Source organism: Allocoleopsis franciscana PCC 7113 (genome assembly GCF_000317515.1).
GTDB lineage: Bacteria > Cyanobacteriota > Cyanobacteriia > Cyanobacteriales > Coleofasciculaceae > Allocoleopsis > Allocoleopsis franciscana.
In genome coordinates this window covers 7113894-7133382 of sequence record NC_019738.1, presented here as the reverse complement: position 1 = coordinate 7133382, position 19489 = coordinate 7113894, and the positions used below count along the sequence as shown (strand labels likewise).

Here is a 19489-nt window from a genome sequence, read left to right as displayed (position 1 = left end):
TTGGTTAGTTCTGCTAATTTTCCATCTGGTTTTGCCGAATTTGTTCCTTTTGTTCCGGAGTCAGTAAATTACCAATTTCAGTATTAAATGATTGAAGAATCTCTTGGATTTGAGCCTTTTGAGCATCGGTGAGATTTTTAATATCCCCGAACCCCCGACCATTTTCTCTAGCGGCTGCAAACTGAATTCTTTGCTCTGGAGTGAGGGCATTATCAATCGCGGCGGCTGTTCTTGTCTGGAGTTGCTCAAATTTCGCTTGTTGTTCTGCGCTAAAAACAATACGTGTTCTAGATGACTGAGATTGTGGAGTTTGGGCAAATGCGGCTAAAGGAGTAAACGTAATTGCCGCTGCTGCCAGCACCCCAGCCAATCTCAGTATGGGTTTGAATGAATTCATTTTTTTAAGTCAGGATGCAATTCATCCTTACTAGACTCTCTTGCTGAAGTCGGAGTTGACCTCTCTCAATCGATATAAATAGTCAAACACACCGAATAATTTCTTCGCTCACATCTTGCAGCACCCCCCTAGCCCCCCGAATTCAAGGGGGGTATTGAACTCCCTCCCCTTGGTAAGGGGAGGGCTGGGGAGGGGTGAAAAAGCTTGGTGCAAGATCTGAGTTAGCCTTTTTGGGTCAACAAACGGGAGAATCAACCCGCATCGAATGGCGGTAGGGCACTCATTTGCTCTAAATTGAGAACCGTTGCCAATTCATCAGGGTTCATGAGTTCTTGCTCTAATACGATTTGCCGCAAAGATTTACCCGTGATTAAGGATTCTTTGGCGACAGCAGCGGCGTTGAGATAACCGATATGAGGATTTAGGGCCGTAACAAGGGCAAGGCTACCTTCTGCATAGGCTAAACAGCGATCGCGATTTGCCTCGATTCCCTCAATTCCTCGCTTCGTCAAAGCTGAGAGGGTGTTCCCCAAAATTTCGATGCTGTGAATCAGGTTGTAAGCAATCAACGGCATCATCACATTCAGTTCTAATTGTCCCGCTTGAGCTGCGAGTGCGATCGCACTATCGTAGCCCATCACCTGAAAGCAAACCATTGAGGTCATTTCTGCCATCACCGGATTATACTTCCCTGGCATAATCGATGAACCGGGTTGTACAGGCGGCAACTGTATTTCTTTCAAACCCGTTTTTGGTCCTGAATCCATCAGCCGCAAGTCATGAGAAATTTTCACACAATCTTGTGCCAAGTTGCGTAAGCTACCCGAAACACTAACAAAGGGTGCCATACTCTGCATCGCCGCCATCAGGTGCGGGGCGGTTCGCAGGGGTTTATCGATTAGTTCAGAGAGAATTTGGGCAACTCGGTGCCGATACTGAGGATGAGTGTTTAAACCAGTTCCGGCGGCACTTCCGCCCAAACCCAGTACCATTAAATCTTCAGAGGCTCTTTCAATCCGATTAATATGGTCGGAGAGAATTTGTGCCCAAGCCCGAAAACTTTCCCCCAATCGCACGGGCACCGCATCTTGCATGTGGGTTCTGCCCGATTTCACAATATCCTGAAATTCATCTGCCTTGTTGTCTAAGGCGGTAACCGCATCCGATAAAGCCGGATACAAGCTATGTTCCAAGGCTAATAAACCACCGATGCGAATAGCTGTGGGAATCACATCATTAGTGGACTGACCATAGTTAACATGGTCGTTAGGGCTGACGCGCTTGTAGTTTCCCTTCTCCTCTCCCAGAAGTTCCAGCGCACGATTGGCTAGCACTTCATTGATATTCATGTGGTGGGAAGTGCCCGCCCCGGCTTGATAGACATCCACCACAAATTGATCGCGCAATTTACCTTGAAGAACTTCATCCGTCGCTTGGACAATGGCGTGGCTAAGTTCCTGGGAAATACAACCGAGTTCACCATTCGCAATTGCTGTGGCTTTTTTAATCAGCACGCAAGCATCTACATAGGTGGGCAACGGCTTAATTCCACTAATGGGAAAATTTTCCATTGCCCGTAGCGTTTGAATCCCGTAGTAAGCCTCAACAGGGATTTGCCGTTCTCCCATTGAATCTTTTTCTATACGGTAAGCTGCGCCTGTTGTTTCACTCATATTCGGTTGCAGTTGGTCTTAACAAAACAGTGATGGTTCGGGGGAAGGGAAGCCGTAGTTCCACATTTTCTTAGCGTAGGGTGCATAATACACGGATATCCCCGGTCAATCAAGGCAGTCAAACGGGCGGACTCTGGGTGCCGGACGCAGGTCGTTGTTCACAAGTCTCAATGTCACCCATTCCCGGAAGTCCTACATCGAGTAACACAATATCGAGTGGCTGTTGAAGAAGCGCAGGCGTCCGGGGATGTTTTGATGGGCAATTTCACCCGTAACGATAATGGATACGTACCCCCTAATTGATCGACGGATAGCATTGTGAAAGCTATGGCAAGTCCTTACAAGGGGAGATAACGCACTTGTCCTTCCCATTCCCCCTCAAGATGATACCAAAGGCTCCAATTGAGTAATCAGTAATTTTTAGGAGTAGGTCTACTTTAATTGATTAGTTAATCTTGTAACAAATCGGGAGAGATGAGTTGTTTTTGGATAGCTAAAACGGCGGCTTGAGTGCGATCGCGCACCTCCAGCTTCTTCAAGATGGAATGGACATGGACTCTGACAGTACCAGGTGCAATGTAGAGAAGGTCTGCAATTTCCTGATTGCTCCGTCCCCCTGCAATCATTGCCAAGATTTCCTGTTCCCGTCTCGTGAGCGGATTTTCAGGTAATTTTTCAGCCTCTGATGAGGTAGAAGCCGCTTGTGCGCTGTACGCGAAAGTAGATTGAATTTCCGTGGTTGCTGCTTCGTCCCACCAGGAAGCACCCCCTGCTACAGAACGCAAGGCTAGAATGAGAAGTTCTGCTTTAATTCCCTTGAGGCAGTAGCCTTTGACACCAATTTCAATTAACTTAGCAATCAGAGGTTTTTGGAAACGAGAGGTTAAAGCGAGGATGGGTAGCTCTGGGCGTTGCTGCTTAAGTTGTTCACAAGTTTCAATGCCACCAATTCCTGGCAGTCCTATATCGAGTAACACAATATCGAGGGGGTATTGAAGAGCTAATTCTATAGCCGTCTCACCGTCTTCAGCCTCAGCGACGACTTCAAATCCTGGCTCCTGTTGCAACCGCATAGACAAACCGAGGCGAAACAATTCGTCATCTTCAACCAGCAAAATCCGTAGTGCATTTGAGGTCATCTTTACCAGACACAAGCGGAAGAGAGCCGCATACAAGGGTAAAACGAAAAAAGGTGTCCCAAAATCATGCAAATCACCTTATAAATCTTGCATTAAAAAGCTTTGGCTTCACAAGAAAACAACAGCCGACTCCGAAGTCGGCTGTTAGGGATATATTAGGCATGATCTAGCTAACTCTCAATATGAAGCACTGACATGGCGGCTTATTGTCATTTCCATGAAGCTTCTGTGTTGCCTAATAGAATTAGGACTGTGATGAGAGCTGTTCAGACCGTTGTTGCACAGGTAATCTGAATCCGAACGAAGCACCTCGTACCCTATGGTTATTGTCTGTGGAAGGCGAACGATTCTTGCCCCATACGGTACCGCCGTGGGCTTCAATAATTTGTCGCGTCAAGTATAACCCTAACCCAGATCCCATAGATTGGCGATCGCTATGTCCCTGGTAAAAGCGCTCAAACAAGCGGGGGAGTTCATCCGGTGTTATCCCCCGTCCATTATCAACAATTTTCACCATTTGATAGCTAGAGTCAGACTCCAAAACAATCTCCACTTTGCCACCACGGGGGCAACTGTTAATTGCATTCGTTAACAAGTTGGTAAAGACTCGCTGTAGTTGTAGTGCATCCCCATTTACCCATAGAGAGTGATAGCCAGATTTTGCATAACTCAGATCAACATCCACCTGGCGCTTTGAGGCTAAATCTGATAGGGTGGCGATCGCCTCTTCGGCTAGATCGACCAGCTTAACAGGTTTCTTTTTTAATCTCACTCCCTCCGTATCGTTGCGATAGACATCCAACAGTGTCTCGATTAGCGCTAGTGATCTCTCGTGACTCCGAACAATCGCTGCAAACACTTTTTCCTGTGCGCTTGTTACTGCGCCGTACTTTTCCTGCTGCAATGATTGCAATGTCTCAATTGCTCCCAAAAGGGGTGTTTTCAGGTCATGGGTTAACGTTGAAACAAAATCCTCTCGCACACTAGCTAAGTACTCTTGTGCCTGTAGCTGTGCTTTGTGCCGTGCGATCGCTTCTTCATGAGACAAATTGCGTTCACTCAGCCAGCCTGTAACCACAAGTGCCAGCGCCATGAGCGTGCGGTTCATCACGCTTGAGAGGTTCACCCACTCTGCTTTAGGGATAAACAGATTTAGAAGGGTTAAGCCTGTTGCCATCACTGTAACCTGAAGTGTAGCCGAGCGACTCAGGCGTGAAGAAGCCAACAAAATGGGTCCGGTGTAGAGGAAACCCAAGGCATAAGGCGGTGGAGTGAAAAAATCTAAGACGAGAATAATTGCGAATAGTCCAACAATGAGCAAAACCGTATTGATGTTTTGCCCCTGAGGAACCTGCATTTTTAAAATTGCTATTAATCGGCGTAACATTGCGAGCCGTTGTAATTTGAATGAGTTGATACACAATACAAAGAGATTAGATTCTATCTTAAGTAATAAATAGGCGTTTAGATAAAATTTATATCTTTTAATATAAAGAGTAAATAAACTGGCTAAACATTTCTCTAGTTACTAGATATAGCCAATATTTAAATCTGCTATAAACTCAACGCTATACCTTGATTCTTATCATAGAAGATTGTTAAAACAAAAAGAATACAGTTAATTTTTTTAGCTTTGTCCTTGGCTAACTCAAGTGGATAAGAATGCAAAAAAATTTGCTTTTTATGCCTCTAGAGTTTTAGAGATTGCTTGTTATTTAAGGATAATCTGTTGTGCATATCCCATTAAAAACACTTATTGTGTTGAACTGAAAATTAATAAATTGAGGAGGTATTTATGAATAGACACAATTCAAAAAAACAAAAATCGGCTGGTTTAGTCAGCGCTATCTGTGGAAGCTTAGTTATTGGTTTACCAGTAATTCCGTTAGCGGCATCCGCTGTACCTGCGTCCAAGGTCAACCATTGCCCTGGTATTTATTACGAAGAACCTTACAACAGTACGCGCCTAGTTCCTCAAGGATGTCCACCTAATGCTGCCAGCAGACAACTTGGTGTGCCAAAAGTAACTACCACTCCCATCTTGCCCCCTAACAGTATCACACCGCCTTTACCAGAGAATCGCAGTAATGCAATCGCCACAGTCATGCCTATGGCTGGAAAAGTTGATGTGAAACTGAAAAATAACACCAATGCGATTGTCTCCTATGAGGCAATTGGGCATACTCAACGCCGATTTCTAGCAGCTGGAGAAGAAATTGTACTGCAAAATCTGCCCACGCCTGTAACTATCACGACAGTTCGCCAAGATAAGGGATTAGTGGATGTCGTTCCGCTATCCTCTGCCCAACCCGGAATGTTAGAGGTTTCGTTGAATGAATCGAAGCAGTTAGACAATAACCTGGGCGCACTGAGAATTCAAAGAGATGGTCAAGTCTTTTTGAACTAAATGAATAAACAATTTAAGGAGATTTTTTCAATGAACAATAAATTTAGTAAAGTTCAGGCTGCCAGTTACGCACCTATTCACTGTAACGACTCCGCTCAAGCGTTATGGAACACCAAGGGAGCAGCGATCTGCGCTAGCCTTCGGCAACGCCAAGGGCGAACGCAGCAGCGCTTCGCTATCGCCTTAGCATTCCTTGCTATGCTTCTTCCAGCTTGCACGACTAACAATGAACAAGTAGGCGGTCCTACGGCTCAGACTAACGTCACTACAGAGGAAGTTGCCGATAGGACGAATGCACTGATTGGTAAGCCTGTAACAGTAAGAAGTGAAGTTGAAAGAAAAGTTGGTGCACATTCTTTTACAATCGGTGATGACAAACTTTTCGGTAGTGAAAAAATTCTGGTTATTAATGCTTCAGGAGCGCCCACTGTCCTCCCTGATGACATAAAGCTTCAAGTAACGGGCACGGTTGCCAAGCTTGTAGTTGCTGATATCGAGAGAGACTACAAATTGGACTTGGAGCCAGAGCTTGAGGCAGAATACAGAGACAAACCAGTAATTATTGCCCAATCAATTGCTCTAGCGCCCGAACCGGGTGAAGTGACCAAAAACCCCAGCGCCTTTTACAACAAGACCATTGCCGTGAGGGCTGAAGTCGAAGATATCATTAGTCCAAATTCGTTTACCCTTGATGAGGATAAACTAACTAGTACCCAAGATTTGCTGGTCTTGAATACAACCCCAGGTCAAACCGTCAAAGATGATCAGGAGGTTGTCGTAACGGGTGTACTCCGACCCTTTGTTCTTGCAGACTTTGAGAGGGACTACGATTTAAACTGGGATTTGACTGTGCAAAGAAAGCTGGAGGCGGAATACAAGCAAAAGCCTGCACTTGTTACTAAATCTGTATTTCCAGCAGCAGACGATTAAACTGTTGGACTCAGATGTGTCTCCAGCCAAGGCGACAGCCGGAATTGGCGCTGGCTTTCACCTCCTGGAGACTACCCGAAAGGGGACTGCGGTAAAACGGTCAGATATTGGTTATATGCGCGATAGCGTAAGCGCTGCTGCTCGTCAGATCGCTCCGTTAAGGTCACTACAGAACCTCCACCGCAGATGGCACTCGATGGTGAACTCATTGGAGCAACACCAGTTGAGATTGAGTGCATTCCGGTGGCTTGACCATTTTGGTGCCCAAGCTGACATGAAAATGCCTATCAAACTATCAATTGGAGCAGATGCTTATGAATACTTGTGAAATTTTGAAGCTTTATGCAGCAGGAGAGCGCGACTTTCCAGAAACTAAACTGAGCAACGCACATTTAGTTGGAGAAAACCTCAGTGGGATAAATTTAAGTCGGTCTATTCTTTGGGCAACAGATCTGAGTAATACTATCCTTCAAAGGGCAAACTTAACGCTTACATCCTTAGCTTGGTCAGATCTAAGTGGCGCAAACTTGAGTGGCGCAGACTTGAGTGGCGCAGACTTGAGTGGCGCAGACTTGAGTGGCGCAGACTTGAGTGGCGCAGACTTGAGTGGAACGATATTGATTCAGGCCAATCTAACTGGGGCTATCATGCCTGATGGAATAACCCAAAATTAGACTTACTGAGCGGTAAAAATTGGCATCTTCCCCTACTCACCCTATACAGTAGGGTCGAAGATTCTCAATATTACTATTTTAAACAGTAAGCTGTTACGCATGTAATTTGCTTGTTGAGGCAGCGGGGGAGCAGGGGAGCAGGGGAGCGGGGGAGAGGATTTGAACTGTTTTATCCTGTGTTTAGAATGTGCAAGTTAAATGCGCTTTAGCTTATGAAGAACGACTCAGCAACCTAAAAAAGGTTGGGTTGCTAAAGCGGAGAGCCGAGATTGACAAGAGCCAAACTCAGCTCTTACTGTTGATTTTTGCAATAAGTATGAGAGAAGCTTTTTGCCCAGCTCAATTGAAATAGCCAAAAGTGGAGGCTACAGTTGTGAGTTTAGGGAAATTAATCGGCTTCCTTGCCTTTGCTGTTTCTCTTTATATTCTCTGGCAAATCCGGCAAGTGCTTTTGCTGGTGTTTGCAGCAGTGATTTTTGCCGTCGTCTTGAATCGAATCGTGCGGTTGCTTGAGCGAGGAGGAGTCAAGCGAGGTATTGCGATCGCACTGACAGTTATTTGCTTACTGGGAATATTATTTATCCTATTGGCACTAATTGGACCATCCTTTGCTCAGCAATTGGAAAAATTGGGGAGCCTTGCACCTATCAGTTTAGAAAGTCTACAAAATTGGGTAAACTCGCTCTCTCACTGGCTTCCAGTGGGACTAATCAATGTCCGTAGCATCAGCGATTTTCTTCCCCGACTTCAACCTTTCATAACTCAGTTATTAAACAATACCTATACCTGGTTCTCTGATCTACTGGCAATTATTCTTAACTTGTTGCTAGTCTTAATTCTGATTATTATGCTAGTAGCAAATCCCGCGCCATATCGACGGGGCTTAATACTGCTGTTTCCTGGCTTCTATCGTCGGCGTGCTAATGAAATTATCTCGGAGTGTGAAAGCGCTCTCGTTGGCTGGGTGAGTGCCACGCTCATTGATATGGCAGCGATTGCTGTGGTGAGCTTTATTGGTCTGTTAATTTTGGGCGTACCACTGGCGTTAGCTAACGGCATTATAGCGGGCTTATTGGAGTTTATCCCCAACATTGGACCCGTTTTGAGCGTGATACCACCGATGGTTGTTGCTGCCCTACTCGTTTCTCCTGGCAAAGCCGTTGCAGTGTTAATCCTGTACATTGTGATTCAACAGGTTGAGGCTTATATTCTAGTGCCCTTTGTGATGAAACAACAGGTGGAGTTGCTACCAGCAGTTACCTTGTTAGCGGTTGTCATTTTCGGCAGTCTTTTTGGTTTTTTAGGTGTATTTCTGGCTGTGCCGTTAGTAATTGTTTCCAAAATTTGGATGAATGAACTCCTGATTAAAGACATACTTAGCAATTGGAACAAAAATGAGAACGACAGTTCCCCATCAGAAGAAGCGATCGCGCTTGCGCGTAGTGCCAAAGGCGATCGCTAACATGAGAATGCATAGCTTATAGCAGTGATTGAAAACGCCAAGAACCGAATAAAACGGATAGCGAGTCTTATAGTTGCTAACCCTTGGATGGAACGGCTCTTTCGACTCGGCTATGTGGCTAAGGGAGCTGTCTACGCAATTGTTCGGGTGGCTGGCGGCTTCGGCAGCATTTGGGCTAGGTGGCAGAACGACTGGTACACGGGGCGCTTTGCGATCGCACCAATTCCTCTACAAGCGCTGTTGATACGGAGCCTGACGTTATCATTGTGGAATGTGGAGAGCAGACTGTATAGGCTTATTCGGTTAACTTCTCCCGGTTACTTCGTTGAACCGGGAGCTGGAAAAAAGAGGTTTTCCACTCAGAGCTGAGGGGTTGGGGTTCGGATAGGCGAATGAGACATCAACGCCCATGATTACAGGCAAACATTCCTGGACGGGTGTGCTCTAAGTGATGCCACTAAAGCCACTAGCAACACCCAAGGAATGTTCACTGGAAAGACATAGCTCCAAATCCGTTGTGAGGCGTGACGAATGAAGCGAAAGTCCTCGCCTCTACCTCGACTTCCCCTTCACAAGGGGGAGCGGTACCTCTTTGCGTATAGGGATCAAAGTGAGGAGGATATACAATGATTTCCTTGCCTAAATCTAAGGCTTTATGGTAAAGCGCAATAGCCTCAGCCAAAGAGAAACATTTCATCGGAATCCATCTGTTGCTATAAAAGAAAACAACAACCGGAGTTCTTTCATACTCCCCAAACGGGATTGGATTGCTCCAAGGGGAAACTACGTCACGAGTAGATATATTTAAATCTCTGTCTTGACGTAGATCTTTGGTTTGATCTAGTAGACGACTCATAATCCCTTCTCAAAATTATCCGTAATCTGCTCAGATTTTCTTCGTTTCTAAAGTTTATTACTTCAGCAACATGGCTGGAATCCTTTACGCCAATTCGCTGAGAATTTTTATATAAGCTGAAGAAAATCTGAATTTTATAAAATAAATCAAATTAATTGCTAATATAAAAGTTTATTTCTTAACCATCTGCAATATAAATATAGCGATTAATTAAAGGATGCAGCATTTTTCATACAGCATTCTAGAAACCATTAAGTTAAGGTTTGTTGATAAATTTTAGGAAAGCAAGGTGCGTTATTTAACGCACCCTCAGGCTGTATAGCCTGATTCCAAAAGGAAAAAGATAAAAAAAACCCTGCTTGTGTGCAGGGAATTGATGATTTTTAGGCTGACTTGAGCAGAGTCAATTTAGAGTTTTGTGCCACACTCCGGACAGAAGTTGTTTGTTGCCACATTTTTGGCTCCACAGCTAGTGCAATAGACTAACTCGATCGCTTTATCGAGTTTGGGGCGTTCTGGCAAACCAATCATCTGTGCATTGCTCTTGCCTGGAGCTACCATGGGGTAACAGTTCTCGTCTTTTTTGACATGGACATCGACTAAAACTGGGCCATCGTGAGCTAAGATTTCTGCGATCGCATCCTTCAATTCATCCCGACTCTTAATCACCATACCCTTGATGCCATAAGCCTCAGCCAGCTTCACAAAGTCCGGCTTTCCTGCCTCCATATTCGAGGAGGAATAGCGTTCCCCATAAAACGCCTCTTGCCACTGACGCACCATCCCCTGCCAGCCATTGTTAATAATCACCGTCTTCACGTTGATACCGTACTGCGCCAAGGTACCCAGTTCTTGAATATTCATCTGAACGCTGGCATCCCCAGCGACACAAATCACCTGCTCATTCGGCAGTGCGATTTTGACACCCATCGCGGCCGGGACACCGAAACCCATCGTACCCAAGCCCGCACTGGAAATCCAACGGCGTGGCCCCGTTTTCAAAAATTGCGCGGCCCACATTTGATGCTGACCCACATCGGTCGTGAAGTAAGCCTGGGGTGCCTGACGCCCCAATTCTACAATCACTTCTTGAGGTGACAAACTCTCGGAATGTTGAGGTACCTGCAACGGGTAATCCTCACGCCAACGGTTAATCCGTGCCAGCCACTCCCTGGTTTGGTTCGGTTCCGGTGAAATTCCTAATTCCTCATGTCGGCGCAGCAAGTCCATCAATACCTGCCGTACATCCCCCACAATCGGCACTTGGGGTGCTCGGTTTTTTCCAACCTCAGCGGGGTCAATATCAATGTGAATCACTTGGGCGTGACAAGCAAACTGATCGAGTTTCCCGGTGACTCGGTCATCAAACCGCGCACCCACCGCAATCAGCAAGTCACACTCGCTCACGGCAAAGTTGGCGTAGGCGGTGCCATGCATTCCCAGCATTCCTAACGCTAAGGGATGGGATTCGTCAAATGCGCCCTTACCCATCAGCGTGGTGGTCACGGGAATTTGGAAGATTTCCGCCAGTTTGTGCAACTCGGCATGTGACGCTGAGGTGATGGCACCCCCCCCAGCATAAAGCAGGGGTTGCCGTGCCCGACGAATTAGATTTAGGGCTTGGTTAATTTGACGAGGATTACCCTTCACCGTAGGGCGATAACCCGGTAACCTAACCGTACCCGGTTCTACTGGCTCATAGTCAAATTCTTCTAAGCCGACATCCTTGGGCACATCGATCAAGACTGGCCCTGGACGACCCGTACTGGCGATTAAGAAAGCTTCGGCGACAATCCGCCCCATATCTTTGGGGTCACGCACCACATAAGAGTGCTTGACAATGGGCAGCGTAATTCCATAGATATCGGTTTCCTGGAAGGCATCCGTGCCGATCGATGCACGACCGACCTGACCGGTTATAATCACCATCGGGATCGAGTCCATGTGAGCCGTGGCAATGCCGGTCACTAGGTTCGTTGCGCCGGGACCGGAGGTGCCAAAACAAACGCCAACTTTACCCGTCGCACGAGCATAAGCGTCAGCGGCGTGGGCCGCTCCCTGCTCGTGTCTTACGAGGATATGCTGGATTTCATCCCTGGCTTCCCAAAGATATAGCTCGTCATAGATGGGCAGAATGGCTCCACCGGGATAGCCGAAAATATGCTCAACGCCATGACGTCTAAGGCTATCAATTAAGGCATAAGCCCCAGTTTGCCGGGTGATGCACTGGATTGGAGTTGGGGTTTGTGTTTTGGAGATGCTTGGGGTACGCACGGAATAACCTCTCACCATAATGAATGTTGTATATTAAGTTTTGTATTGTATGCTGCGTAACTGACCTTTGGTTAATATTTCAGTTTAATAGGGGTAGCGATCCCTGTCGAGTTGCTTTTGGGCAATTCGCCAAAGGAATTTGTAGTACGGTATCGAAGTAAAATTGGGGATCGCTTGAATTGGCGTTGTTAAAGTACATGCCCGTGTATAAATGCAGTCAGCGAATCAGCATTTAAGTTGCACAGGAATAAGCTCTTGAAGCCGGGGCAGAGGATTATGGAATTTCAAGACACCTCAGCCTTTTCCTCAAGGCAGAATTTCTTTTCCTAAGGCTTCGTAACTTTCCCAGGCCGTTTGCGATCTCGCATCGGGATAATCTTTTACCAACACCCCCTTCATGGGTGCGCGTTCAAAGGCAACCAGCCGGGGGATTTCGGCTTTAAACACATCTAAACCCGACTCTTCTAGAGACTTCCTAATATTACGCGCCACCGAACTACGAGGAGGGATTTGAGCCAAGAGGATTTTGAATTTGGCGTTCAACCCATCTAGGAGTTCCACCGTCTTCGTCAGGGCATCCATATCAAGCGCCTTGGGAGTGGTGGGCAGAATCATCAAGTCACACCCTTCCGCCAAATCCTTCAATTCTTCATGAGAGGGACGGGCTTGGGTGTCAATCACAATGTATTGATGCTGTTTCACAAACTTGGGCGCAGCCGCCTCACTCACCACCTTAAAGGGAAGCTGGCTTTCCCGATCCCAAACTAATGCAGACCGATTTTTGTCGGCATCAATCAAGAGAGTGGGACCTTTCTTTTGGAGATAGGCGGCAATATGGATAGCGGAGGTGGTTTTCCCTACGCCTCCCTTTAAGCTGACTAATGTGACAATCATCTGCAACCCGTAAAGTTCGTATTAAGAGTTTAGGTTAAAGAGCTACACCCTAGTCTTTTGTGTAAGAAACTTTTATTCTTGGGAGTAAGGAAAAACCTACCTGACTCATCTGGAAATTAGGAGTCAGGAGTCAGGAGCCAGAGAAGATACGTTTTCATCCTTTCGTTGCGCGTGAAGCTCATGACTCCTATCAATCTCAACAAGAGGTTCAAGAACGTTCTAAAGTATCTTGGCTTAGGGACTATTACCACCCTTTTGAGCCTCTCGTTGGCATGGGGAGGCTACCCCAAGGAAGCGGGAATGGCTAGGGTCAATATAGCTGTCCCAGATGCGTCAGCCGTTCAGTCCTCAGTTCAAAATGCCTCTCAGTTGATGCAAGAGGGTCTTCAACATTACCAATCCGGTCAATATACAGCGGCGGTCATGGTCTGGAAGCAGGCCGCAGATGCATTTGCGGCTCGTGAAGACGGCATCAATCAAGCGATAGCATTGAGCAATCTCGCTCTAGCCTATCACCAGTTAGGGCGACTACCTGAAGCCAATGAAGCGATTACGACCAGTTTACAAATCTTCCAAGCCAAGGACAGTAACACCAATCGCCTGAAAATCTTCGCTCAGGCACTAAATACTCAAGGTAAACTCCAACTTGCTCAAGGACAGGCACAACAGGCACTTGCCACTTGGCAAAAAGCCACCGAAACTTATCAGCAAGTTGGAGATAAAACTGGGGTGGTTCGCAGTTTAATTAACCAGGCTCAAGCTTTGAGAGCGCTAGGCTTCTATCAGCGAGTCAAGGATACCTTAGAACAAGCCAATCAAATCCTGCAAAACCAGCCTGACTCTGATATTAAAGCGGCTGGATTGTTGAGCTTTGGTGAGGCTTTGCGCTTAGTAGGGGATTTGAAACAATCTCAGCAGGTGCTAGAGCAAAGTTTAGCGATTTCCCAACGATTGCAATCTCCCCCAGCAATTACTGCGGCTTTGATGAGTTTAGGTAATACCGCTTACGCTTTGCAGCAATTTGAGCAAGCCCTTAAGTACTATCAGCAGGCAATTACTACCTCTACCTCTCCTACAACAACCCTCCAGGCACAATTAAATCAACTGCGCTTATTAATCGATACTGAAAAATGGGCAGAAGCTGAGAAATTATCCTCGCAAATCCTGCCTCAACTCGCCAATTTACCAGCGACACGAACATCCATCTACGCCCGGATTAACTTGATCCAAAGTTTAATGAAGCTGTGGAGTCGGGAGTCGGGAGTTGGGAGTGGAGAAGTACCTACACCGCAAGCTGCGGCTCAAATCCTAGCGGCAACGATTGAGCAAGCAAAGGAATTGCAAGATCAACGGGCCCAAGCCTACGCTCTTGGCTATCTCAGTCAGGTTTACGAGCAAAATCAGCAATGGTCGGAGGCTCAGAAACTAACAGAAAAAGCATTACTCTTAGCTCAATCTAGCAATGCACCAGATATTGCTTACCAGTGGCAGTGGCAGTTGGGACGGTTGCTTAAAGCCCAAGCTGGAGAGGGAAAGGCAAATAGTTCAACCTATAATAGCGCCATTACTGCTTACAAAGAAGCAATTAATACGCTTAATTCCCTACGCAAAGACTTAGTTGCAACTAATCTCGATTTGCAATTCTCGTTTCGGGAGAGTGTAGAACCCGTCTATCGGCAGTTTGTAGGGCTGCTGCTGCAACGGACTGAGGGAGGAGAGATTAGCCAGGAAAATCTTAAACTAGCGCGTGAGGTGATTGAATCCCTTCAGTTGGCAGAATTAGATAACTTCTTTCGAGAGGCATGTTTAACAGCTCAACCTGAATTAATTGACCGGGTTGACTCTCAAGCGGCAGTGATTTATCCGATTATTTTACCTGACCGTTTAGAAGTCATTCTCTCCTTACCCAATCAACCTCTGCGTCACTATACCACTGCTATACCCCAAAGTGAGTTGGACGATATTCTCAACAAGGCGCGACGCTCTTTGAGGCGCACCGCTCTAGATGCTGAGCGCTTGCCGCTTTTCCAAAAGGTTTATGATTGGCTAGTTCGACCGGCTGAATCTGATTTAGCAGCCAGTGGTATCAAAACCTTGGTGTTTGCCTTGGATGGTTCCCTAAAAAATTTACCAATGGCAGCACTCTACGATGGACAGCAGTACTTGGTAGAAAAGTACGGTGTTGCCCTCACCCCAAGTCTACAGTTACTCGAACCCCAAGCCTTAACTCGCCAACCAATCAAGGTACTGGTTGGTGGATTAAGCGAGGCAAGGCAGGGTTTTTCGGCACTACCGGGTGTAGAGTCTGAGGTGGTGCAGATCCAATCCAAACTCCCCACGGAGGTACTTCTCAATCAGCAATTTACCAGTACGGCTCTCCAATCCCAGATTAAGGCAGCTCCTTTCCCTGTGGTACATCTAGCAACTCACGGTCAATTTAGCTCTGAGGCGGACAAGACTTTTATTCTGGCCTGGGATGAACGCATCGATGTCAAACAGTTGGGGGGAGTACTCCAGGCGAGAGAACAGAGCGATCGCAAACCCATTGAATTGCTGGTACTGAGTGCTTGTCAAACTGCCTCTGGCGACAATCGGGCGGCTTTGGGACTAGCGGGTGTAGCGGTGCGATCGGGGGCACGCAGTACTCTGGCAACGCTTTGGCCTGTGGATGACCAATCTACTTCAGAGTTTATGATGGCATTTTACCAGGCGCTAGCTCAGCTCCAGGTAACCAAAGCCCAAGCCCTACGCGATGCCCAACTGGCGTTACTCAAGCAGCCTAAATTCAGACATCCCTTTTACTGGGCACCCTTTGTACTGATCGGGAATTGGCTTTAACAGATTTAGGAGTGAGCACCCTCTACCGAATTTAACTAGCCTTTGCGTTGACTTCGCAATGTTCACTCTACGCTGAGATCAATTCCCTACGAGGGTGTTGCTGCCTCATTAATGAATGAAGTACATGTATCACAGCTAAATTATACTGGAATCATCCTTAATCCAGATTTACGTCACGACTCAACTCTGTGGCTATCACTGAGATGTGGCTGGGGTGCGTCCATAGTAGTTTCATAAGTTATCTTTAAGATTCCAAGATTATGATTCGGACCAAACTTCCCGGATATTTTCTACTACTCTCAGCACCTCTGTTATTAGAACTTGTTATAACGTCTGGCTCTTTAACAACAGCACAGGCACAGGCTAAAACCCCAACTCAAACATCTCCCCTAGCTAGGCTAAAACAGGTGACGTTTGAACCTCGTAAAGATCAACCCGCACCTACCACTACGGTAGGTGGTGGCAGGCGAAACGACGGGAGATGTTCGCAGGATCGAATATCTTCAGCACAATCTACTCTTGAAGTGAAGTCTCTAGACCAACTGCTGACTCCTTTGTTGCGATCGCCCGTTACTGACCCACAATTAACCGTATCACCTCGTCCGACTTTTCTGGTTTACGTCCCGCAAACTTCTGCTACAGCAATGGAACTAACATTGGAACGAGATGGTAAGGGAATATATCAAACGACTGTAAACTTGATAGGCACTCCGGGCATTGTCAGCATTCAGCTACCGGCTAATGCACCTGAGTTGGAGATGGGGAAGGATTACAAATGGTTGGTTTCGATGGTGTGTGGGTCGGGAGCACCTGAAGATTCGTTTGTAGAGGGTTCGGTCAGACGCGTCCAACCTAATTCTACCTTGAGTCAAATCGAGCAGGCAAAGCCTCTAGACAAGGTGGCTCTATATGCCAAGAATGGTGTCTGGTTTGATACAGTGGCAGCACTGGCAGCACTACGAAAAGCTCAACCCAATGACCCACAAGTGGCATCAGCTTGGGAAAATTTGTTAAAGGATGCGGGGTTAGGTGCGATCGCCAAGGCACCGTTGAAGAACTAGTGAGAGAGTCGGGGCACGACAATAAGGCATAAACACCTAAATCTGTTAAAACCAGCCCTGCCCTCTGCCTTTTGCTATATCAGGAACTCGGACACTGCACAGGTGGTTGCCAATGGCTTTGGGGTGTAGCGTTAGAGCCTTGAGCAACTAGGTGAACTACCCCATTACCATCGATAAACCAGCCTTGCGCTTCTACAAGGAGAGCTGGGGAAGGAGCGGGGGGTGTAATTGTTCTACCACGGGTGCGAATGGCGGTAGGGGCGACTGGTGTGCCTAAATCGGTCAGGACTTGGTCTGTACTGAACAAATCAGCGGGACTAGAGGGCAAACCGCCCCGTCCAGTGATGACGAATTTGTTCTCGCCTACGACATCTTTCTGGTCTCCTGAACAGGCTTGGGAAATTTGTTGGGTAGCGTCAACAGGTTCCTCTGGTAATTGGGTTAATCCCTGGCTGGGGTCAACTTTCGGCGTAGTGATAGTGATTGTGCCACTGAGAGCGGGATTCTGTGAAAAGGCGGTAATATCGTTGCTGGGTTGGTTACGTGGTTGGAATTGATTGGAATCGGTAGCAAATTCCTTTGCTATTTTTTCTGGCGTCCAAACTATTAGTCCAAGTACACTCTCACTATTGATTATAATACCTCCCGCCCGTCCATTAATGGCATTGGCAATGATGTCACTGTTTGAGTTTGTGGGCGCTGCAACAACAAATCCCTGATTAATTCTAATTTGTCCACCATTGCCCTCACGCTCGGCACTGGTAGAGATCTGGCTGCCGTTACTCAGCAACAAGTAGTTTGATAAATTGATCGTGATGTTGCCTCCTTGACCGGAAGCGGTTGACGCTAACAACGAACTGGGAACAATATTACCGTCCTGATCAAGTCCAGTACCAATCACTTCTACCTTTGAGGCATTTACTTCTAGCCTCCCCGCATTACCTTGACTACCTCGACGAGAAGCAACTGATATGTTTGCACCACCTTCAACGACTAAGCGATTCGTATTAATGATTAAGTTTCCTCCATTACCTCTTGTTTGATCGTTGAGGCTTTGTGCAAATAAGCCACTAGGTAAATGACCATCTTGTGATCGACCGCTTACTTCCACTTCAGAGGCATCTACAAGCAAAGTTCCTCCATTGCCTGAACCAAAGGTAGAGGTTGCTATTTGCCCTCCATCACGAATCATTAATTTCTCTGTAGTAATCTGCAATTGTCCACCAGCACCTCCAGTACTCCCAGGCTCAGCTTGAGTGATTATCTTACTGTCAGAACCGATCACGTTTACAGATTGCTCGATATCTAAGGTTATATTCCCTCCTTGTCCATTTTTGAAAGTAGATGCTATTACTGTTCCTCCACTATCAACGAACAGTTGCTTTGCTTTAATTGATATGTCACCCGCCTGTCCGGCACCAAATGTTCCAGTAAACAGTGCGCTAGCTTTCGTCGGATCGTTCAAAGCTGTACCCTTTACTTCCAAAGAGTCATCGGCGTGTATTACTAAAGTTCCGCCTTTAGTTGCTGACGTTCCTTGAATTGTAAATCCTCCCACCTGAGAACCATCAGCAATTGTGATTTGTCTTCCATACAACTGGATGTCCCCACTGACTATATTAGTTGTACTAACAACAGCTCCTTGGGATAGCTGAATATTTTTGAATTTCTGCACACTCTCATATCCCAAGACCCAACCTCTAGTGCTTGGGTTTGGAGTTAAGCTAACGAGACTGTTAGCAGCAACACTTCCTAGCTCAATCCGTCCACCTGGTGCCCTCAGGTTTCCCCCCAACAGATTTACATCCCCTCCTACTAGTGCTAGAGTCTGACCAGTTTTTACTTGCAAGTCTCCGGATTGATGGGTAATGCTGCCAGGAGTTGCCCCGAATTGCAGACCGACAGGTACGCTTACAGTCAGTAATGGTGGCGTTGTGTCAGTGGCGCTGAACAGAGAACCATCATTAAAAATCAAGCTACTCGCCGTACTTGCCACAAAAGAACCATTAATGTTCAATTGGGCATTAGAACCGAAGATAATGCCGTGAGGATTGAGCAAAAACAGGTCAGCACTGCCCAATACTTGCAGCGTTCCTTGGATGTGGGAGTAGTCATTTCCTGTCACCCGACTCAGAATTCTAGTGACTCCAGCAGGAGTATCAAATATAACTGTTGCGCCAGGATCGATGTTAAATTCCTTAAAGCTGTGGAAGAGATTGTTTCCTCCTATATGTTGACCTGTAATGGTACAACTGATAGAGCAATCGCCTCTTATGCTTGAAGTGCTTGTACTTCCATCTAACTGAACAGGTTGGTTAGATTGAGCTTGAGTGGGAGCGGTCGCCGTTAGGCAATAAAAGCAGATACTGCTACTAAGACCAAGTAGACGAATGTCTTGTTTCATTAAAAAACTGCAAAGAGCAGAGAGACAATTTCTTCTGCTCGTTTATGGTTACGCTAGTTATTACAACCTAGACATATTTTTACACCGTCTATATTTAGACATGTACAAGCCGTAGCAGCAGTAGAGCTAGATGCAGCAGTAGAGCTAGATACAGTCGCTAATAGTAGAGCGAAAGCTAACCCGACCATGATTGTGCCTTTCATCGTTTGCCTCCTTGGCAATATATAAATAGTTAACTGCTCATTCGGACTAAAAAATAAACCCAATGAGATTAAGCACGAACAAACTTGCCGTCCCATTAGCCCCAAGCAATCCATCAATATTAGAGACCGAACTCCCTGTCACTCGACTGAAAATCGTCTCAATCTGCCCTGTCTTATTAAAAAACGCCTCACCTCCCATTGGCATCGAAAACTTCCTGAAACTGGGGAACAGGTTTACCCTGTACTGTTTCCCCTGTATTCGTACAAACCGTGCATT

At 46.5% G+C, this 19489-nt stretch carries 17 protein-coding genes; 8 read left to right on the top strand and 9 right to left on the bottom strand.

The window, feature by feature from the left end; all coding sequences use genetic code 11:
- Positions 1-13: 13 nt before the first annotated feature.
- The 4 genes from MIC7113_RS29385 to MIC7113_RS29370 all read right to left on the bottom strand — a co-directional run bounded on the left by MIC7113_RS29385 (position 14) and on the right by MIC7113_RS29370 (position 4596).
- Positions 14-397 carry a hypothetical protein gene (locus MIC7113_RS29385; protein ID WP_015185829.1) on the bottom strand — a complete coding sequence of 128 codons (384 nt, stop codon included), beginning with the start codon at positions 395-397 and terminating at the stop codon, positions 14-16.
- 251 nt (positions 398-648) lie between these two features.
- On the bottom strand, positions 649-2070 hold the full coding sequence (locus tag MIC7113_RS29380; RefSeq protein WP_015185828.1) for an aspartate ammonia-lyase: 1422 nt from the start codon (positions 2068-2070) through the stop codon (positions 649-651).
- Positions 2071-2519: 449 nt separating this feature from the next.
- On the bottom strand, positions 2520-3209 hold the full coding sequence (locus MIC7113_RS29375; RefSeq protein WP_015185827.1) for a response regulator: 690 nt from the start codon (positions 3207-3209) through the stop codon (positions 2520-2522).
- A 244-nt stretch (positions 3210-3453) separates the two neighbouring features.
- Positions 3454-4596, bottom strand: coding sequence for a sensor histidine kinase (locus MIC7113_RS29370; protein WP_015185826.1), 1143 nt, complete (start codon positions 4594-4596; stop codon positions 3454-3456).
- A gap of 408 nt (positions 4597-5004) precedes the next feature.
- On the opposite strand from MIC7113_RS29370, the gene MIC7113_RS29365 reads away from it, so the two are divergent.
- From MIC7113_RS29365 to MIC7113_RS29340, 6 genes are all read left to right on the top strand, one after another.
- Positions 5005-5616, top strand: a complete 612-nt coding sequence (locus tag MIC7113_RS29365) for a hypothetical protein (RefSeq protein ID WP_015185825.1) — start codon at positions 5005-5007, stop codon at positions 5614-5616.
- Between the two features lie 30 nt (positions 5617-5646).
- Positions 5647-6546 (top strand): hypothetical protein, encoded by a 900-nt coding sequence (locus tag MIC7113_RS29360; protein ID WP_015185824.1) that lies wholly within the window; start codon positions 5647-5649, stop codon positions 6544-6546.
- Positions 6509-6874 (top strand): hypothetical protein, encoded by a 366-nt coding sequence (locus MIC7113_RS29355; protein ID WP_041780272.1) that lies wholly within the window; start codon positions 6509-6511, stop codon positions 6872-6874. Before MIC7113_RS29360 ends, MIC7113_RS29355 begins: the two co-directional genes overlap by 38 nt.
- Positions 6861-7220: a pentapeptide repeat-containing protein gene (locus tag MIC7113_RS38450; RefSeq protein WP_041780271.1), complete on the top strand. Its 360-nt coding sequence runs from the start codon at positions 6861-6863 to the stop codon at positions 7218-7220. Before MIC7113_RS29355 ends, MIC7113_RS38450 begins: the two co-directional genes overlap by 14 nt.
- Before the next feature lie 373 nt (positions 7221-7593).
- Positions 7594-8682, top strand: a complete 1089-nt coding sequence (locus tag MIC7113_RS29345) for an AI-2E family transporter (protein ID WP_015185823.1) — start codon at positions 7594-7596, stop codon at positions 8680-8682.
- Positions 8683-8769: 87 nt separating this feature from the next.
- Entirely contained in the window at positions 8770-9051 is a 282-nt protein-coding gene (locus MIC7113_RS29340) for a hypothetical protein (protein WP_015185822.1), read from the top strand.
- A 118-nt stretch (positions 9052-9169) separates the two neighbouring features.
- Here the strand turns inward: MIC7113_RS29340 and MIC7113_RS33970 are convergent, their stop codons facing one another.
- From MIC7113_RS33970 to MIC7113_RS29325, 3 genes are all read right to left on the bottom strand, one after another.
- Positions 9170-9538: a hypothetical protein gene (locus MIC7113_RS33970; protein ID WP_015185821.1), complete on the bottom strand. Its 369-nt coding sequence runs from the start codon at positions 9536-9538 to the stop codon at positions 9170-9172.
- 408 nt (positions 9539-9946) lie between these two features.
- Positions 9947-11830, bottom strand: coding sequence for a biosynthetic-type acetolactate synthase large subunit (gene ilvB, locus MIC7113_RS29330; RefSeq protein ID WP_015185820.1), 1884 nt, complete (start codon positions 11828-11830; stop codon positions 9947-9949).
- Positions 11831-12118: 288 nt separating this feature from the next.
- Complete coding sequence (locus tag MIC7113_RS29325; RefSeq protein WP_015185819.1) at positions 12119-12706, bottom strand: ParA family protein; 588 nt, start codon at positions 12704-12706, stop codon at positions 12119-12121.
- A 180-nt stretch (positions 12707-12886) separates the two neighbouring features.
- Here MIC7113_RS29325 and MIC7113_RS29320 point away from each other — a divergent pair, with 180 nt between their 5' ends.
- Both MIC7113_RS29320 and MIC7113_RS29315 read left to right on the top strand, forming a co-directional pair.
- Positions 12887-15544 (top strand): CHAT domain-containing protein, encoded by a 2658-nt coding sequence (locus MIC7113_RS29320; protein WP_015185818.1) that lies wholly within the window; start codon positions 12887-12889, stop codon positions 15542-15544.
- A 260-nt stretch (positions 15545-15804) separates the two neighbouring features.
- Positions 15805-16605, top strand: coding sequence for a DUF928 domain-containing protein (locus MIC7113_RS29315; protein WP_015185817.1), 801 nt, complete (start codon positions 15805-15807; stop codon positions 16603-16605).
- Between the two features lie 79 nt (positions 16606-16684).
- Here MIC7113_RS29315 and MIC7113_RS29310 read toward each other — a convergent pair whose 3' ends face one another.
- Together MIC7113_RS29310 and MIC7113_RS39135 are read right to left on the bottom strand one after the other, a co-directional pair.
- A complete protein-coding gene (locus MIC7113_RS29310) occupies positions 16685-19009 on the bottom strand; it encodes a two-partner secretion domain-containing protein (protein ID WP_015185816.1) in 2325 nt (774 codons plus the stop codon).
- Positions 19010-19258: 249 nt separating this feature from the next.
- Positions 19259-19471 (bottom strand): two-partner secretion domain-containing protein, encoded by a 213-nt coding sequence (locus MIC7113_RS39135; protein WP_081594691.1) that lies wholly within the window; start codon positions 19469-19471, stop codon positions 19259-19261.
- Between the last annotated feature and the right edge of the window lie 18 nt (positions 19472-19489).

Excerpts from the sequence above, each read along its gene's own strand:
- ilvB (WP_015185820.1), bottom strand. The coding sequence starts at position 11,830 with ATGGTGAGAGGTTATTCCGTGCGTACCCCAAGCATCTCCAAAACACAA.
- MIC7113_RS29370 (WP_015185826.1), bottom strand. The coding sequence starts at position 4,596 with ATGTTACGCCGATTAATAGCAATTTTAAAAATGCAGGTTCCTCAGGGG.
- MIC7113_RS29380 (WP_015185828.1), bottom strand. The coding sequence starts at position 2,070 with ATGAGTGAAACAACAGGCGCAGCTTACCGTATAGAAAAAGATTCAATG.
- MIC7113_RS29360 (WP_015185824.1), top strand. The coding sequence starts at position 5,647 with ATGAACAATAAATTTAGTAAAGTTCAGGCTGCCAGTTACGCACCTATT.
- MIC7113_RS29385 (WP_015185829.1), bottom strand. The coding sequence starts at position 397 with ATGAATTCATTCAAACCCATACTGAGATTGGCTGGGGTGCTGGCAGCA.
- MIC7113_RS29375 (WP_015185827.1), bottom strand. The coding sequence starts at position 3,209 with ATGACCTCAAATGCACTACGGATTTTGCTGGTTGAAGATGACGAATTG.
- MIC7113_RS29315 (WP_015185817.1), top strand. The coding sequence starts at position 15,805 with ATGATTCGGACCAAACTTCCCGGATATTTTCTACTACTCTCAGCACCT.
- MIC7113_RS29325 (WP_015185819.1), bottom strand. The coding sequence starts at position 12,706 with ATGATTGTCACATTAGTCAGCTTAAAGGGAGGCGTAGGGAAAACCACC.
- MIC7113_RS29365 (WP_015185825.1), top strand. The coding sequence starts at position 5,005 with ATGAATAGACACAATTCAAAAAAACAAAAATCGGCTGGTTTAGTCAGC.
- MIC7113_RS38450 (WP_041780271.1), top strand. The coding sequence starts at position 6,861 with ATGAATACTTGTGAAATTTTGAAGCTTTATGCAGCAGGAGAGCGCGAC.
- MIC7113_RS29310 (WP_015185816.1), bottom strand. The coding sequence starts at position 19,009 with ATGAAACAAGACATTCGTCTACTTGGTCTTAGTAGCAGTATCTGCTTT.
- MIC7113_RS29340 (WP_015185822.1), top strand. The coding sequence starts at position 8,770 with ATGGAACGGCTCTTTCGACTCGGCTATGTGGCTAAGGGAGCTGTCTAC.
- MIC7113_RS29320 (WP_015185818.1), top strand. The coding sequence starts at position 12,887 with ATGACTCCTATCAATCTCAACAAGAGGTTCAAGAACGTTCTAAAGTAT.
- MIC7113_RS33970 (WP_015185821.1), bottom strand. The coding sequence starts at position 9,538 with ATGAGTCGTCTACTAGATCAAACCAAAGATCTACGTCAAGACAGAGAT.